Source organism: Pseudomonas baltica (assembly GCF_031880315.1).
In the GTDB taxonomy this organism is placed as follows: Bacteria; Pseudomonadota; Gammaproteobacteria; order Pseudomonadales; family Pseudomonadaceae; genus Aquipseudomonas.
This window is the reverse complement of record NZ_CP134771.1, coordinates 3520461-3534324: the sequence shown is the minus strand read 5'-3', so window position 1 is coordinate 3534324 and position 13864 is coordinate 3520461. Positions and strand designations below refer to the sequence as shown.

The following is a 13864-nucleotide window of genomic DNA, read 5'->3' as shown; positions in this document are numbered from 1 at the left end:
CTCATGTTGCCCACTTCAGGCCTGGCGCGGGTCTGGATTGTCCAGGACGGTATCCGTCTGCTCGACACGGAACTGCTTGAGCGCGACGTGGAATTGCGGGTGCTTGGCGCCCAGGATGCTCGCCGACAACAGTGCGGCATTGATGGCGCCAGCCTTGCCGATCGCCAGAGTAGCGACCGGCACGCCCGCAGGCATCTGCACGATGGACAGCAACGAATCGACACCCGAGAGCATGGACGACTGCACCGGCACACCGAGCACCGGCAGGTGCGTCTTGGCCGCGCACATGCCCGGAAGGTGAGCCGCACCACCGGCGCCGGCGATGATCACCTCAAGCCCACGGGCTTCGGCTTCCTCGGCGTACTGGAACAGCAGGTCCGGCGTGCGGTGGGCGGAGACCACCTTGACCTCGAACGGAATGCCGAGCTTGTCCAGCATGTCGGCGGTGTGGCTAAGGGTGGACCAATCGGACTTGGAGCCCATGATCACGCCAACCAGTGCACTCATCGTCGAGCCTCTTTCTCTTGGGCGCCCGCAGGCGCGTCAAAAAACAACAAGCCACGCGGGGAAACCAGCGTGGCTTGTTATGCGATTTAAGGCCGGTCGAACCGGCCAAAGGCCGCGCAGTATAGCGCAAGTTTCGGGCAGATACGCCCCCCATCCGGCGCACCGGGGAAATGTGTCTGTATGCCTACTGTCGAGTTGAAGGCGCCTAATAAGACGGCAGTCGCGCGTGATGGAAGCGCCTGCCTCAACCTATACTCAAGGAAGAACCCACCATGAAAAATTTCGCAAAAGCCCGCTATCTTGCCATAACCGCGCTCGTCTCGTTGAGCATGATCGCCGGCCAGGCATTCGCCAGACCTCAACCCCTGCAGATCACGCTGTTCGTCCATCAGGACGTGACGTTATCTACGGAACAGCTGCACAAGGACTATTTATCGCACTGGGAAAAAGCCATGACCGATATCAGCGGTCGTGAAGTGGAATTCGAATACATCACCGAGCCGAACGACGTCACCACGATGAACTATCGCAACGATAACAATTCGGAACTGCTCAGCGAGATCACCAAACTCACCCGCTGGCACTTCCAGGCGAACGAAAAGCCAGGAAATGGCCAGTTGCAGAAAGCTCTGCTGTTGACCACCGACCCGATGAATGCTGAGACCCACGGCCTGACCTCTCACTTGCACAATGCCGGCATCGCCTCGCTCACTGCCTACAGCAACGTTGCCCATGAACTGGGCCACATGTTCGGCGCTACCCATGAGAACGCCAAGAGCGGTTGGAGCCTGTGCGATTCCTTCATGGCGTGGCGCAACCCGATTAAAGCCCATTGCAATGCGTTCAGCGAAGCCAACGAGGACTTGATCGGCGAGCACTTGATCCAATTCCCTTGATGCCGCCCCTGCGCCTGCGCTTTCAGCCTCAAGCCAGTCAGGCGTACCTGAGCATCGCAGCCTACGCGCAGGGGCAGAGACTGATCTCCAGTTTTGCCCCTGCGCCCCCTATATCTACCTGTTCTCGGGACCGAGAATCGAACTCCGCCCCCGGTGATACCTCATAGCCACCAGCACAGACAAAGTTTTTTCTTAGCCTGCTCGCCCACCAAGGCCAAGCGCTTGGCCACAGGAACGCTTCACTATAGGAATTGCGATGTCTGAGTTTTACCGATACTTCAAAGAAAACATGGATGGCCTGGGCCTGCCCGCTCCAGAATCGCTGTTCGGCACGCTGTCTACCGCGCTCGGGACCGCCAGCACCCTGCTGACCCAGATCGACAAGTTCGGCAAGACCGTCACCGTAGGCGAATTGATCACCGCTGGAACTCGGCTGGAGAAGCTCGCGGTAGTCGGCGCTTGCTCGGCGGCATTCTATGCCGGCGCAGTGATCGGCAGCATCGCCGTCGCCACGGGCCGCACCCTCTCAGGGGGTACTTCATTGGCCGACGTATTGACCTTTGCTTCCAGCAATCGCCTGCAGCGCGATTGGCTCAGCGCCTGCCTGTTCAGCTGCCCGGGTATCTATGATCCGCGCATCAACGGCAGCGGCTACCATCGCAACTACAGGCAAGTAGCATGAAGGATGGCCTGCTGCTTTTAGTCAGTGCAATCGGGATAGCGATCGTTTGCTGGTGCTTCTGGCGCTTCGCAGGAGAGTCCGCGTTTCAGATCTTGACCAGCGTCGCGCTGATCGCGCTGTTCGCCGAAAACCTGCGGCTGCGTCGCGAGCTGCGCAAGCGTTCGGCATGAGCCGGCGCGCGGACTAAGCTGCGCGGGCAATACCGACTGTCAGCCGAGCCCATACAGGCTCAAGCTCCAGCGCTCGCCGCCTCCAGCTTGCGCCACAGCAGCCGCACTTGCGCATTGCGCATCAGCGCGCAGCGGTAGAGGCGAATCTCCAGCGGGATTTGCCACTGCGCTCCGCCGCACTGCACCAGTTCACCACGGCCCAGTTCGGCCGAGACGCTTAGGCGCGGTACCCAGGCGATACCCAACCCCTCCAACGCCATGCTCTTCAGGCTGTCGGCCATGGCTGTCTCGTACACCGTGGTGTAGCGCAACTTATGCTGACGCAGCAGCAGGCTCACCGAACGACCGAGAAACGCCCCCGCGCTGTAGGCCAGCAACGGCACGCTGCCCTCGCCCTCCAGCTCGAACAATGGCTGGCCGTCGGCCGCGGCGGCACACACCGGCAGCATCTCGGTCTGCCCCAGGTGCAGCGACGGGAAGATTTCCGGGTCCATCTGCAGCGCCGCGTCCGGATCGTAGTACGCCAGCATCAGGTCGCAGCCGCCCTCGCGCAGGGCATGCAAGGCATCGCCGACGTTGGTCGCCACCAGCCGCGTGGCGATGTTCAGGCCCTCGTTGCGCAGCTGCGCGATCCAGCGCGGGAAAAACCCCAGGGCCAGCGAATGCGCCGCTGCCACTTGCATGACTTCGCCCTGACCACCTTCGAGGTGGTGCAAATGGCGCAGCACTTCACCGAGCTGCTCGACCACCGTGCGCGCCGTGACCAGAAACAACTGCCCGGCCTCGGTCAGCTCCACCGGGGTGCGCGAGCGATTCACCAGCGTCAGGCCCAGCGCTGCTTCAAGGCTGCGGATTCGCCGGCTGAACGCCGGCTGAGTGACAAAGCGGCGCTCCGCCGCCTGGGAGAAACTGCGCGTGGCCGCCAGGGCACTGAAGTCTTCAAGCCACTTGCTTTCGAGGTTCATGGTTGCACTTGCCTCACACGTCCGATCAAAGACTGTCGTCACATCAACATTATGCCGATCGTGCATAGCTTAGCGTGCAACAGCATTGGAGCTCAAATCCGCGCCAGCCTAGTATTGGCGCCACTCCGGTGCTCACCGGCCCCCAGTCCGAGACTATATCTATCATGTCCTCCGCTGCATCATCGCGCATCGAAAAAGACCTGCTTGGCGTTCTCGAAGTACCCGCCGAAGCCTATTACGGCATTCAGACTCTGCGAGCAGTGAACAACTTCCGCTTGTCCGGCGTGCCGCTGTCGCACTACCCCAAGCTGGTGGTCGCACTGGCGATGGTCAAACAGGCGGCCGCCGATGCCAACCATCAGCTCGGCCACCTGAGCACGGCCAAGCATGCCGGCATCAGCGAAGCCTGTGCGCGCCTGGTTCGCGGTGATTTCCACGACCAATTCGTGGTGGACATGATTCAAGGCGGTGCTGGCACTTCGACCAACATGAATGCCAACGAAGTGATCGCCAACATCGCCCTTGAGGCGATGGGCCACAACAAGGGTGAGTACCAGTACCTGCACCCCAACAATGACGTGAACATGGCGCAGTCGACCAACGACGCCTACCCGACCGCCATCCGCCTGGGCCTGCTGCTGGGCCACGACGCGCTGCTGGCCAGCCTCGACAGCCTGATCCAGGCCTTCGCAGCCAAGGGTGTCGAGTTCGCCCACGTACTGAAGATGGGCCGCACCCAGCTGCAGGACGCCGTGCCGATGACCCTCGGCCAGGAATTCCGTGCCTTCGCCACGACCCTGACCGAAGACCTCAACCGCCTGCGCACCCTGGCCCCGGAACTGCTCACCGAAGTGAACCTGGGCGGCACCGCGATCGGCACCGGCATCAACGCCGACCCGGGCTACCAGTACCTGGCCGTGTCGCGCCTGGCGACCATCAGCGGCCAACCGCTGGTACCGGCTGCCGACCTGATCGAAGCAACCTCCGACATGGGCGCCTTCGTGCTGTTCTCGGGCATGCTCAAGCGCACTGCGGTCAAGCTGTCGAAGATCTGCAACGACCTGCGCTTGCTGTCCAGCGGCCCGCGTACCGGCATCAACGAAATCAACCTGCCGGCGCGTCAGCCAGGCAGCTCGATCATGCCGGGCAAGGTCAACCCGGTGATTCCGGAAGCGGTCAACATGTGCGCCTTCGAAATCATGGGCAACGACCTGGCCCTGACCATCGCCGCCGAAGGCGGGCAATTGCAGCTCAACGTCATGGAACCGCTGATCGCCTACAAGATCTTCGACTCGATCCGCCTGCTGCAACGCGCCATGGACATGCTGCGCGAGCACTGCATCGTCGGCATCACCGCCAACGAGCAACGCTGCCGCGAGCTGGTCGAACACTCCATCGGCCTGGTCACCGCGCTCAACCCCTACATCGGCTATGAAAACGCCACCCGCATCGCCCGTATCGCTCTCGAAAGTGGCCGCGGCGTGCTGGAACTGGTGCGCGAAGAAGGCCTGCTCGACGACGTCATGCTCGCCGACATCCTGCGCCCGGAAAACATGATCGCGCCGCGTCTGGTTCCTCTCAAGGCCTGATGCTGGCACTGCTCACCAGGTCGAGAGACTAGACACCTCTCACCTTTTGAGGGCTCGCAGCTTCTGGCTGCGGGCCCTTTTTTTATTCACTGTGCGAGAATCACGGGGCTGCCGACGGCCTCTTCGCCAGCGAAACTTGCACAAAATTCCAAGATCGACCCTGGATTGGCTCCCAATCCAACAACCAATACAAACAGGACTGGCCATGACCTCTCCCGCGCAACACATCAAGGTTCTCTATACCGGAGGCACCATCGGCATGCAGGCCAGCGCCAACGGCCTCGCCCCGGCCTCGGGCTTCGAGGCGCGGATGCGCGCACAACTGGATGCCCAGCCTGAACTGCAGGTGCCGCACTGGACCTTCCTCGAACTGCTGCCACTGATCGACAGCGCCAATATGTCGCCCGCGTACTGGCAGCTGCTGCGCGAAGCCATCGTGCATGCCGTGCTGGTAGACAAGTGCGATGCTGTCCTGGTGCTGCACGGCACCGACACCCTGGCCTACAGCGCCGCCGCCTTGAGCTTCCAACTGCTGGGTTTGCCTGCCCCGGTACTGTTCACCGGCGCCATGCTGCCGGCCGGCGCGGCGGATAGCGACGCCTGGGAAAACCTCAATGGCGCCCTGCTGGCCCTTGGCGCAGGCCAACCCGCTGGCGTGCAGCTGTATTTCCATGGCGAACTGCTGCCACCGAGCCGCTGCGCCAAGATCCGCAGCTTCGGCCGCCACCCGTTCCGCGCCCTGCAACGCAATGGCGGTGGCACAGCCGTCGGCACCCTGCCGAGCCAGCTCGACTACCGCCAGCCCAAGGCCCAGGCCAAAGTCGGCGTGCTCCCACTGGTACCGGGCTTCGACGTGCGCCTGCTGCAGGCGGTACTCGACAGCGGCATCCAGGCGCTGATACTCGAATGCTTCGGCAGCGGCACCGGCCCGAGCGACAACAGCCTGTTCATCGAAGCCCTGCGCAACGCGCGCGACCGCGGCATCGTCGTGGTGGCGATCACTCAATGCCATGAAGGCGGCGTGGAGCTGGATGTGTATGAAGCCGGCGCACGCCTGCGCGATGTCGGTGTGCTATCGGGCGGCGGCATGACCCGCGAGGCCGCCTTGGGCAAGCTGCATGGCTTGCTGGGCGTGGGCTTGAGCTTCGACGAGGTGCGCCGTTTGGTAGAGCTGGATCTGTGTGGTGAACTGCTGGGTTGATCGGGAGAAGCCCTCTCCGGTGAGGGTGGTCTCAAGTCCGTCTTCGCGCCTTGATCACACCAACGCCGGCAACCGCTCGTCCTGGGCGTCGCGCAGCATCGAGTCGAGGTTTTTCTCGATGTTCTGACACAGAGCGGTCATCTGGATTTCGTGCTCGCTGGCCAGGAACGGGCTTTGCAGCGCGCTGCCGATCTTCTCGATTGCCAGCAGCATGAAACCCACAACGGTGGAGGCCAGCGGCGTGTACCAACCCAGCGTTTCCACCAGCCCGATCGGCACGATGATGCAGAACAGGGTGATGAACAGCTTCGGGAACATCACGTAGGGATAGGGCAACGGCGTGTTGGCGATACGCTCCATGCCGCCCTGGCAGTTGGAAATTTCCACTAGCGTCGACTCGAGCCTGGCCATGCGGATGCTGTCCAGGCGTCCGGCGCGGTACTCCTTGACCAGCAAGGCGGCCGAGCTGTTGAGCAAATCGTTGGGGAAGTTATTGGTGGTCTGCGCCTTGGCGAATTCCTGCGCTGAAATGTATTGCAGCACCTCTTCATCGCACGGCCGGCCCTTGAGGTGCGCCGACAGACACTTCACATAGGCCACATGGCGGCGCAACAAGGTCGCCTTGACCGGGTTGATGCCGTGATCATCGTCGATCAGGGTAAGAATCTGCCTCGCGAAACTGCGCGAGTTATTGACCAGCGCGCCCCACAGCGTGCGGGCTTCCCACCAACGGTTGTAGGCACTCGAATTACGAAAACTGGTCAGCACCACCAGCGCCGAACCCAGCAGTGTCAAGGGCAGCGCTGGCAACGTGTACTTACGCTCCAGAAACAGCATGAAATCGACGGTGACAATCACGTCCCAGATCAGCAGCCAGAACAACGACCAGCCGATGTAGGTCACGGTCTTGCGAACCAATAGAAGCTTTTTGACGATCATTTCCGGCATGCGTTAAATCCTGTTGGAAGAGCCTGGGCGCCAATGCGCACAAGAGGGTTCGAATCCGAAAAGCGTCGAGGGTTCGCGGGATAGAGCGCTAGAGTGATTCAAATCGTTTCAGCGCCAAGCTTTATCCAACTTGCCCAGCGCCTCACGAATCGCCGGTTCCGGCACCGCCGCAAAACCAAGCACCAGCCCACTCTTGTCCACACCACTGCCCGGCAGCCAATAACTTGCGAGCGGCGTCATCTCAACCCCCACCGCAGCCGCCTTATCCAGCAATTCGCGCTCCCGCTCAGGGTTATCCACAGGCACTTTCACATGCAATCCTGCCGACACCTCAGGCAGGGGCCCGCACCCGGCGATATCCGCCGGCCAATGCGCCAGCAAGGTATCACGGCGACTCAACGCGGCCCGGCGCATCCGGCGGATGTGCCGTTGAAAATGACCGTCGGCGATAAATTGCGCCATTACCGCCTGGCTGCCGATTTCCAGGCTGCGACCCTCTACACCCAGGCGCCGGACGAAGGTCTGCACCAAGGCTGGCGGTAACACCAGATAACCCAGGCGCAACGCCGGGAACGCCACTTTGCCGAACGTGCCCACGTACAACACGCGCCCGTGCCGATCCAGTGCCGCCAGCGGTGCCAACGGGGCACCGCTGTAGCGATATTCGCCGTCGTAGTCATCCTCGATGATCCAGCCGTTGCGCCGCTGCGCCCACTCCAGCAGGGCCAGCCGGCGGCTCAGGCTCAGCGTCACGCCCGTAGGGTATTGATGCGCGGGCGTCACGTAGGCCAGGCGGCAATCGTCCAACGCGTCGAGTTGCGCGGTGTCGAAGCCCTCTTCATCCACCGCTACACCGTGCAGCCGCGCCCCGGCATTGGCCAGCGCGTGCATGGCTGCCCGGTAGCCCGGGTTTTCCACAGCGACACTGTCGCCGGGCTCGATCAGCAGCTGTGCACAAACGCTTATTGCCTGCTGTGCACCACAGGTGATCAGAATCTGCTCAGGTGTGCACTGCAAGCCTCGGGAGCTGCGCAGGTAAGCGGCGATCAGCTCGCGTAACCGTGCATCCCCCGCCGGGTCGCCATAGCCCAGTCGGGCAAGATCGGCCTTGCGCCAGAAAGCCCCGTGCAGCTTGGCCCAAACGTCGAAAGGGAACAGATCGAAGGCTGGAATCCCCACGCGAAATGCACCAGGTTCTCCGCCTCGTGGATTGGCAACGTGGTGATTATCCAAGCGTCTGGCGCACTGGGTTTGCAACGCTGAACTGTATGAATCCACAGTCAAAGGGGCCACTTTTGTGGATAACCCTGGGGATAAGCCTGTGCTTAACCCTGTGGATAAATTTGTGGATAGTTTTTTTGTGGCACTGCCACTTGACGCTATCTGCGTCACGATTTCGGCGATATAGGTTCCGTCCCCTACCCGTCCCTCGATAAAGCCTTCGGCATATAGCTGATCATAGGCGCGCACCACGCTGTTACGCGATATGCCCAGGGCCTTGGCCAGGTCGCGGCTGGCCGGCATTCGTGTGCCACATCCGAGTTTGCCCTCGAGCACGCGCGTGCGCAGCGCCTGGTACAGCTGACGGCTGAGCCCCTGGCGACGGTCGAGCTGAATGCCGGAGGGATCGAAGGGCAGAGCGACGGGGCTGACCATAAACGATTGGACCTGGCTAAATAGCAATTAATGGATCTTGGACAAGGCCAATATCATGCCTAGGATGAATGCATCCGTCACAGGAATCACGCCATGTACACGCCCGCTGCGTTTCGCCTCGACTCTCTGCCCGAGCTGCACGGGCATATCCTCGCCACGCGCCTGGCGATCCTGGTCAGCCATGGGCCGGATGGCCTCGAGGCCAGCCACATACCGCTGTTGCTAGAGCCGGATGCCGGTGAGTTCGGCACCTTGCACGGGCATCTGGCGCGGGCCAATCCGCACTGGCGGGCGTTGGCCGCAGGTGAGGTGATGGTGATCTTCCCTGGCGTGGATGCCTATATCAGCCCCGGGTTTTATGCGGCCAAGGCCGAGCACGGCAAGGTGGTGCCGACCTGGAACTACGAGACCGTGCACGCTTACGGCCAGGCCGAAGTATTCACCGATGCGCAGCGCTTGCTGCAGGTAGTCAGTGGCCTGACCGACCGCCATGAAGCGCGCCAGGCGCAGCCGTGGTCGGTCAGCGATGCGCCAGCGGACTACATTGACGGCATGCTCAAGGCCATCGTCGGGTTTTCCATCCCGGTTGCTCGCCTGCACGGCAAGCGCAAGCTTGGCCAGAATCGTTCGACCGCCGATTTGCAGGGGGTCAAGGCCGGGTTGAGTGCCAGTAGGGATCCCCGTGATCAGGCCCTCGCTGAAGCAATGAAAAACCTTTGATGCTCACTGCCTGAAGCACACTACAGGTCGTGTCAGGTACGCCAACTGTGGCCGACACTCAGCCTTCGCGGGCAAGCCTCGCTCCTACAGGTGTATGGCTCAGCAGAGCGTGCTCGCGGATAGGCCCTCCGCATCGGCACAAATCCCCCGGCCAGCCCCCAAGGAATCCAGTCCATGACCGTCACCCTCCGCCCCGTCACCGCCGCCGACCACAGCCACTGGCTGCCCCTGTGGCAGGCCTACCAGCGTTTCTACAACACCGACATCCCCGCCGAGGTCACGGCCGTCACCTGGGCGCGCATGCTCGACACCGCCGAACCGATCAACGCCGCACTGGCCTGGCAAGATGGGGTGGCGGTCGGCATGGTCCACTACATTTATCATCGTTCTTGCTGGTCGATAGAGAACTCTTGCTATCTACAGGATCTAATCGTCGACACTACTGTGCGCGGCACCGGTATTGGTCGCCAGTTGATCGAATTCGTCTACGCTAGCGCCAAGCGTGATGGCTGCATCAAAGTTCACTGGCTGACCCACGAGACCAACAGCACAGCGATTACACTGTACGAGCGCGTCGCCGAACGCCCGGGCTATATCCAATTTCGCCAGTCCCTCCAGGAGCTTCCATGTCGACTCGAGAATTAAACTGGAAAACGGTACCCAAGCCTGTTGCCAGCACCCTCACCGGACGCTTCGTGCGCCTCGAAAAGCTCGACCCCGTGCGCCATAGCGATGACCTGTGGGAGGCGCTGCAAGGTGCCGGTGCCGACCCGGTGTTCTGGGATTTCCTGCCGTATGGCCCGTTCAAGGACCGCGAACTGTTCGATATCTGGCTCGACGGCTATGCCATCAGCGACGATCCGCTGGGCTTTTGCGCGGTCGATGTGGCCACCGGCAACGCCGAAGGCATCCTCAGCCTGATGTCCATCTTCCCCGCCCACGGCCGTCTGGAAATCGGTCACGTGGCCTTCGGCGCCCCCATGCAACGCACCCCAAAAGGCACCGAAGCGGTCTATCTGCTGGCCAAGCTGGCCTTCGAGTTGGGGTACCGGCGTGTCGAATGGAAGTGCGACAACGCCAACCTGCGCTCGCGCCGCGCTGCCGAGCGCTTTGGCTTCAGCCCCGAGGGCGTATTCCACCAGCACATGGTGGTCAAAGGCCGTAACCGCGACACCGCCTGGTTCGCGATCATGGACGAGCAATGGCCGATGATCGAATCCGGCTTCGAAATCTGGTTATCGGAGACCAACCAGACGGCGAGCGGCCAGGTGAAAACGCTGCCCGAGTGCCGCCAGCCGACCTTGGTAGCGGGCTGAAAAAGCTTAGCGTGCAGACCCCGCTCCCACAGTTGATGCGATCTCTGGGGGAGCGGGCTTGCCCGCAAACGCGCCAGCCGGATCTCAACCACACCCAACGTTTGTAGCAAATTATTCAGCTATATAAAAAAACCGTAATATTAAATCGCTATACAAGACGGCCCACCCAACAACAAGCCGTCGTCATGACTTATCCACAGCACCGACTCGCCCTCGCTATTGCCTTGGCCACTCTGGCCGGTCCGGTTCATGCCGTCAGTGGCACCGTCAGCACCGCCACCACGGCCCAGCAGGAACTCAGCGGCTCCGACCACCTGACCGTCACCAGCACCGGCAGCATCATCTATTCCGCCGGCAAGGCGGTAAGCCTCAAGGGAGCCACCAGCGGCACCGGTGTGGTTGTGGATAACTCCGGCCTGATCAAATCTACTACTGGCCGGGCCATCGCCAGCAGCGGCTCGGAGGGGTCGTCGCGCAACTACGTCATCAACAACTTGAGCGGAGCGACCATCGACGGCTACGACGACGCCTTGCGTATCGACAGCAATTTCGCGGGTGGCAGCTTCACCCTCAACAACCGCGGCACCATTCACTCCTCCACCGGCCAGGGGCTGGATCTCGACGCGGTGCGCGATGGCGGCGTCGCCATCACGGTCAATAACTACGCCGGTGCGCTGATCCGTGGCGATGCCAGCGACGGCATGAAAACCGGCAGCAACGCGACAATTTTCAACTGGGGCGAGATATCCACAGGCGACAGCCACACCGACGAGCAAAAATACGACGGCATCGATATCGATTCGGCCAGCAACGTCACGGTACAGAACTACGGCATCATCAGCGGCGGCCGGCATGGCATCACCACCGATAACGGCGCGACGCTGGCCAACTTCCGGGGCGGCGAGATCACCGGGCGCAATGGCTCGGGTTATGGCTCGGACGGCAATGGCACGGTGTACAACTGGGGCACCATCACTGGCGCCTACGCCGGCCTCAAGGCCAACGGCGATGGTGACGGCGTCGACATCGACCTCATCGGCCACATCGAAAACTACGGCACCATCCAGGGCACTGGCGCTGGCGGCGTCGACAAGAACGGCTTCGCCAACGGCAGCGAAGGCATCGCGCTGGGCGGCGGCTATGTGTTCAACGCCAGCGGCGCGCTGGTGAGCGGTGCCAACAACGGCATTCTGGTAGACGACGGCAGCAACGGTGCCGGTGTCGGCGCGACGACCATCATCAACCAAGGCACCATCCAAGGCTTGAACGGCTTCGGTATCAATCTGGTCGGCGAGTACAAGGACACAGTTACCAACAGTGGCTTGATCAGCGGCAGCAATGGCTTGGCGTTGGGCCTTGGCGGTGGCGACGACACTCTCGTCGTACTGACCGGCGGGCGCTTCGCAGGCCTGGTGGACGGTGGCACCGGCCGCGATCAGGTGATCCTCGACGCCGCTGGCGGCAGTGGTGGCACCTTTGGCACCAGCCAGAACTTCGAATGGCTGCAGGTCAATCAAGGCGCCTGGACCCTGACCGGTAGCGGCGACTTCAGCGAGGGCGGAGCGATCGCCAACGGTGCCACATTGATCAACCAGGGCGGCGTGGCGGGCACCCTCACCGTGGACAACGGCGGCGTGTATGCCGGTGGCGGCAGCGTCGGCAACCTGATCGTCAATGGCACGTTGCTGACCAACAGCACCCTGGGCACCGCCACCATCAACCACGACCTGACCCTGAACAGCGGCGCCACGCTCGCCTATGGCGTCAATGCCGACGGCACCAGTGCGCCGTTGAGCGTTGGCGGTACCGCTTACCTCAATGGCGCGACCCTGGCCGTGCAGCCTAGCGCAGGCGACTATCCGTGGCTGAGCCACTACACGGTGCTGCAGGCCGGCGCGGTCACTGGCACCTTCGGCAAAGTCACCAGCGACTATGCATTCCTGACCCCGACCCTCAGCTACACCGCTACCCAGGTCGACCTCGCCTACGCACGCAACGATGTCGCCTTCGCCAATTACGCCACCAACAGCAGCGACCGCAACGCCGCCAGCAGCATCAGTCAGCTGGGCCAGGGCAATGCGCTCTATAACGCGGTGCTCAACACCAGCACCGCCACCGCCAGCAGCGCCATCACTCAATTGAGTGGCGCCACCACCGCCAGCCTTGGCGCCGCGACGCTGGCGGGCAGCGCGCAAGTGGGCAGCAGCATGCTGGCGGCCATGCAGTCGATGAGCAGCAACGGCGCGCTGATGGTCGGCCTCGATGACAAGGACACCCCGATCCTGGTCGACACGGGCGTGCCCGCCAGCGCCCGCAACCTCAACGACCCCAACGCCCAGGGCCGCCTGTGGCTGCAAGGCCTGAGCAGCTACGGCAAGCTCGACGGCAGCAATGGCAGCAGCGCCGTGGAGCAGCGTACCCACGGTGCCGTGCTGGGCGCCGACTGGGCGATACTCAGCGACTGGCGCCTCGGCGTGCTGGGCGGTTACTCGAAAACCGGCCTGGATGCCTCGGGCCTGAGCGGAGATATCGACAGCTGGCACCTGGGCGTTTACGCGCAACACTACAGCGGCCCCTTGGCGTTGCGCCTGGGCGCGGCCTACAGCGGTCACGACGGATCGAGCAAACGCCACGTCAGTTTCAGTGGCTTCAACGACACCCCGCGCGGCGATTATCACGCCAACAGCCAGCAGGCCTTCGCCGAGCTGGGCTACGCGCTGGGCAGCGGCCGCCTCAATCTCGAACCCTTCGCCAACCTCGGCTACCAACGCTACCACCGCAACAGCTATCAAGAGAAAGGCGGCGCTGCGGCAATGGACGTCAACGCCCAGACACAGGACAACGTCACCACTACCCTGGGCCTGCGCTTCGCTCATCTGACTCAACTGGACAACGGTATCAGCCTGACGCCACGAGGCAGCCTGGGCTGGCGGCACACGTATGGCGATGTGGATTCATCCACGACGCAGGCGTTTCTTGCCGGCGGCAGTGCGTTCAGCGTGCAAGGCACGGCGCTGGATCGGGACAGCCTGATGGTGGAAGCGGGGCTGGATGTAGGCTTCAGTGCGCGGCAGAGTCTGGGGTTGGGGTACAGCGGCGAGTTGGGCAGTAATAGCCGCAATCATGCGGTGATCGGGCAGTGGCAGTTGCGGTTTTGATCCATAGGATTTGTGGTGACCGACCAGGCCTCTTCGCCGCCGAACGCGCAACCTTG

13 protein-coding genes are annotated in these 13864 nt (G+C 62.4%); 9 read left to right on the top strand and 4 right to left on the bottom strand.

What is annotated here, in order from left to right; all coding sequences use genetic code 11:
• Window positions 1–15: 15 nt before the first annotated feature.
• Entirely contained in the window at window positions 16–507 is a 492-nt protein-coding gene (gene purE, locus REH34_RS15720; protein WP_226503905.1) for a 5-(carboxyamino)imidazole ribonucleotide mutase, read from the bottom strand.
• A 272-nt stretch (window positions 508–779) separates the two neighbouring features.
• Here purE and REH34_RS15715 point away from each other — a divergent pair, with 272 nt between their 5' ends.
• The 3 genes from REH34_RS15715 (at window position 780) to REH34_RS15705 (ending at window position 2255) form a co-directional block, all read left to right on the top strand.
• Entirely contained in the window at window positions 780–1403 is a 624-nt protein-coding gene (locus REH34_RS15715) for a reprolysin-like metallopeptidase (protein ID WP_311968378.1), read from the top strand.
• Between the two features lie 256 nt (window positions 1404–1659).
• A complete protein-coding gene (locus tag REH34_RS15710) occupies window positions 1660–2085 on the top strand; it encodes a hypothetical protein (RefSeq protein ID WP_311968377.1) in 426 nt (141 codons plus the stop codon).
• Entirely contained in the window at window positions 2082–2255 is a 174-nt protein-coding gene (locus tag REH34_RS15705; protein ID WP_311968376.1) for a hypothetical protein, read from the top strand. The genes REH34_RS15710 and REH34_RS15705 overlap by 4 nt, the downstream gene beginning before the upstream one ends.
• Before the next feature lie 59 nt (window positions 2256–2314).
• Here REH34_RS15705 and REH34_RS15700 read toward each other — a convergent pair whose 3' ends face one another.
• The gene (locus REH34_RS15700) at window positions 2315–3220 is read right to left on the bottom strand and encodes a LysR substrate-binding domain-containing protein (RefSeq protein WP_226503903.1); all 906 of its coding nucleotides are present in this window, start codon (window positions 3218–3220) and stop codon (window positions 2315–2317) included.
• A 164-nt stretch (window positions 3221–3384) separates the two neighbouring features.
• Between REH34_RS15700 and REH34_RS15695 the strand changes: the two genes are divergently transcribed.
• Window positions 3385–4809, top strand: a complete 1425-nt coding sequence (locus REH34_RS15695; protein ID WP_226503902.1) for an aspartate ammonia-lyase — start codon at window positions 3385–3387, stop codon at window positions 4807–4809.
• A gap of 205 nt (window positions 4810–5014) precedes the next feature.
• A complete protein-coding gene (locus REH34_RS15690) occupies window positions 5015–6010 on the top strand; it encodes an asparaginase (protein WP_311968375.1) in 996 nt (331 codons plus the stop codon).
• Window positions 6011–6064: 54 nt separating this feature from the next.
• On the opposite strand, the gene REH34_RS15685 is transcribed toward REH34_RS15690, so the two are convergent.
• Entirely contained in the window at window positions 6065–6958 is an 894-nt protein-coding gene (locus REH34_RS15685) for a bestrophin family protein (RefSeq protein ID WP_226503900.1), read from the bottom strand.
• A gap of 108 nt (window positions 6959–7066) precedes the next feature.
• On the bottom strand, window positions 7067–8614 hold the full coding sequence (locus REH34_RS15680) for a PLP-dependent aminotransferase family protein (protein WP_311968374.1): 1548 nt from the start codon (window positions 8612–8614) through the stop codon (window positions 7067–7069).
• A 93-nt stretch (window positions 8615–8707) separates the two neighbouring features.
• On the opposite strand from REH34_RS15680, the gene REH34_RS15675 reads away from it, so the two are divergent.
• From REH34_RS15675 to REH34_RS15660, 4 genes are all read left to right on the top strand, one after another.
• A complete protein-coding gene (locus REH34_RS15675) occupies window positions 8708–9334 on the top strand; it encodes an FMN-binding negative transcriptional regulator (RefSeq protein WP_311968373.1) in 627 nt (208 codons plus the stop codon).
• A gap of 174 nt (window positions 9335–9508) precedes the next feature.
• On the top strand, window positions 9509–9979 hold the full coding sequence (locus REH34_RS15670; protein ID WP_311968372.1) for a GNAT family N-acetyltransferase: 471 nt from the start codon (window positions 9509–9511) through the stop codon (window positions 9977–9979).
• Window positions 9961–10650, top strand: coding sequence for a GNAT family N-acetyltransferase (locus REH34_RS15665; RefSeq protein WP_226503896.1), 690 nt, complete (start codon window positions 9961–9963; stop codon window positions 10648–10650). The genes REH34_RS15670 and REH34_RS15665 overlap by 19 nt, the downstream gene beginning before the upstream one ends.
• 185 nt (window positions 10651–10835) lie before the next feature.
• Complete coding sequence (locus REH34_RS15660) at window positions 10836–13808, top strand: autotransporter domain-containing protein (protein ID WP_311968371.1); 2973 nt, start codon at window positions 10836–10838, stop codon at window positions 13806–13808.
• Window positions 13809–13864 lie beyond the last annotated feature (56 nt).

What these genes read in the sequence shown, in the direction of transcription:
- REH34_RS15715 (WP_311968378.1), top strand. Translation starts at nt 780, where the DNA reads ATGAAAAATTTCGCAAAAGCCCGCTATCTTGCCATAACCGCGCTCGTC.
- REH34_RS15680 (WP_311968374.1), bottom strand. Translation starts at nt 8,614, where the DNA reads ATGGTCAGCCCCGTCGCTCTGCCCTTCGATCCCTCCGGCATTCAGCTC.
- REH34_RS15675 (WP_311968373.1), top strand. Translation starts at nt 8,708, where the DNA reads ATGTACACGCCCGCTGCGTTTCGCCTCGACTCTCTGCCCGAGCTGCAC.
- REH34_RS15700 (WP_226503903.1), bottom strand. Translation starts at nt 3,220, where the DNA reads ATGAACCTCGAAAGCAAGTGGCTTGAAGACTTCAGTGCCCTGGCGGCC.
- REH34_RS15660 (WP_311968371.1), top strand. Translation starts at nt 10,836, where the DNA reads ATGACTTATCCACAGCACCGACTCGCCCTCGCTATTGCCTTGGCCACT.
- REH34_RS15705 (WP_311968376.1), top strand. Translation starts at nt 2,082, where the DNA reads ATGAAGGATGGCCTGCTGCTTTTAGTCAGTGCAATCGGGATAGCGATC.
- REH34_RS15665 (WP_226503896.1), top strand. Translation starts at nt 9,961, where the DNA reads ATGTCGACTCGAGAATTAAACTGGAAAACGGTACCCAAGCCTGTTGCC.
- REH34_RS15690 (WP_311968375.1), top strand. Translation starts at nt 5,015, where the DNA reads ATGACCTCTCCCGCGCAACACATCAAGGTTCTCTATACCGGAGGCACC.
- REH34_RS15695 (WP_226503902.1), top strand. Translation starts at nt 3,385, where the DNA reads ATGTCCTCCGCTGCATCATCGCGCATCGAAAAAGACCTGCTTGGCGTT.
- REH34_RS15710 (WP_311968377.1), top strand. Translation starts at nt 1,660, where the DNA reads ATGTCTGAGTTTTACCGATACTTCAAAGAAAACATGGATGGCCTGGGC.
- REH34_RS15670 (WP_311968372.1), top strand. Translation starts at nt 9,509, where the DNA reads ATGACCGTCACCCTCCGCCCCGTCACCGCCGCCGACCACAGCCACTGG.
- purE (WP_226503905.1), bottom strand. Translation starts at nt 507, where the DNA reads ATGAGTGCACTGGTTGGCGTGATCATGGGCTCCAAGTCCGATTGGTCC.
- REH34_RS15685 (WP_226503900.1), bottom strand. Translation starts at nt 6,958, where the DNA reads ATGCCGGAAATGATCGTCAAAAAGCTTCTATTGGTTCGCAAGACCGTG.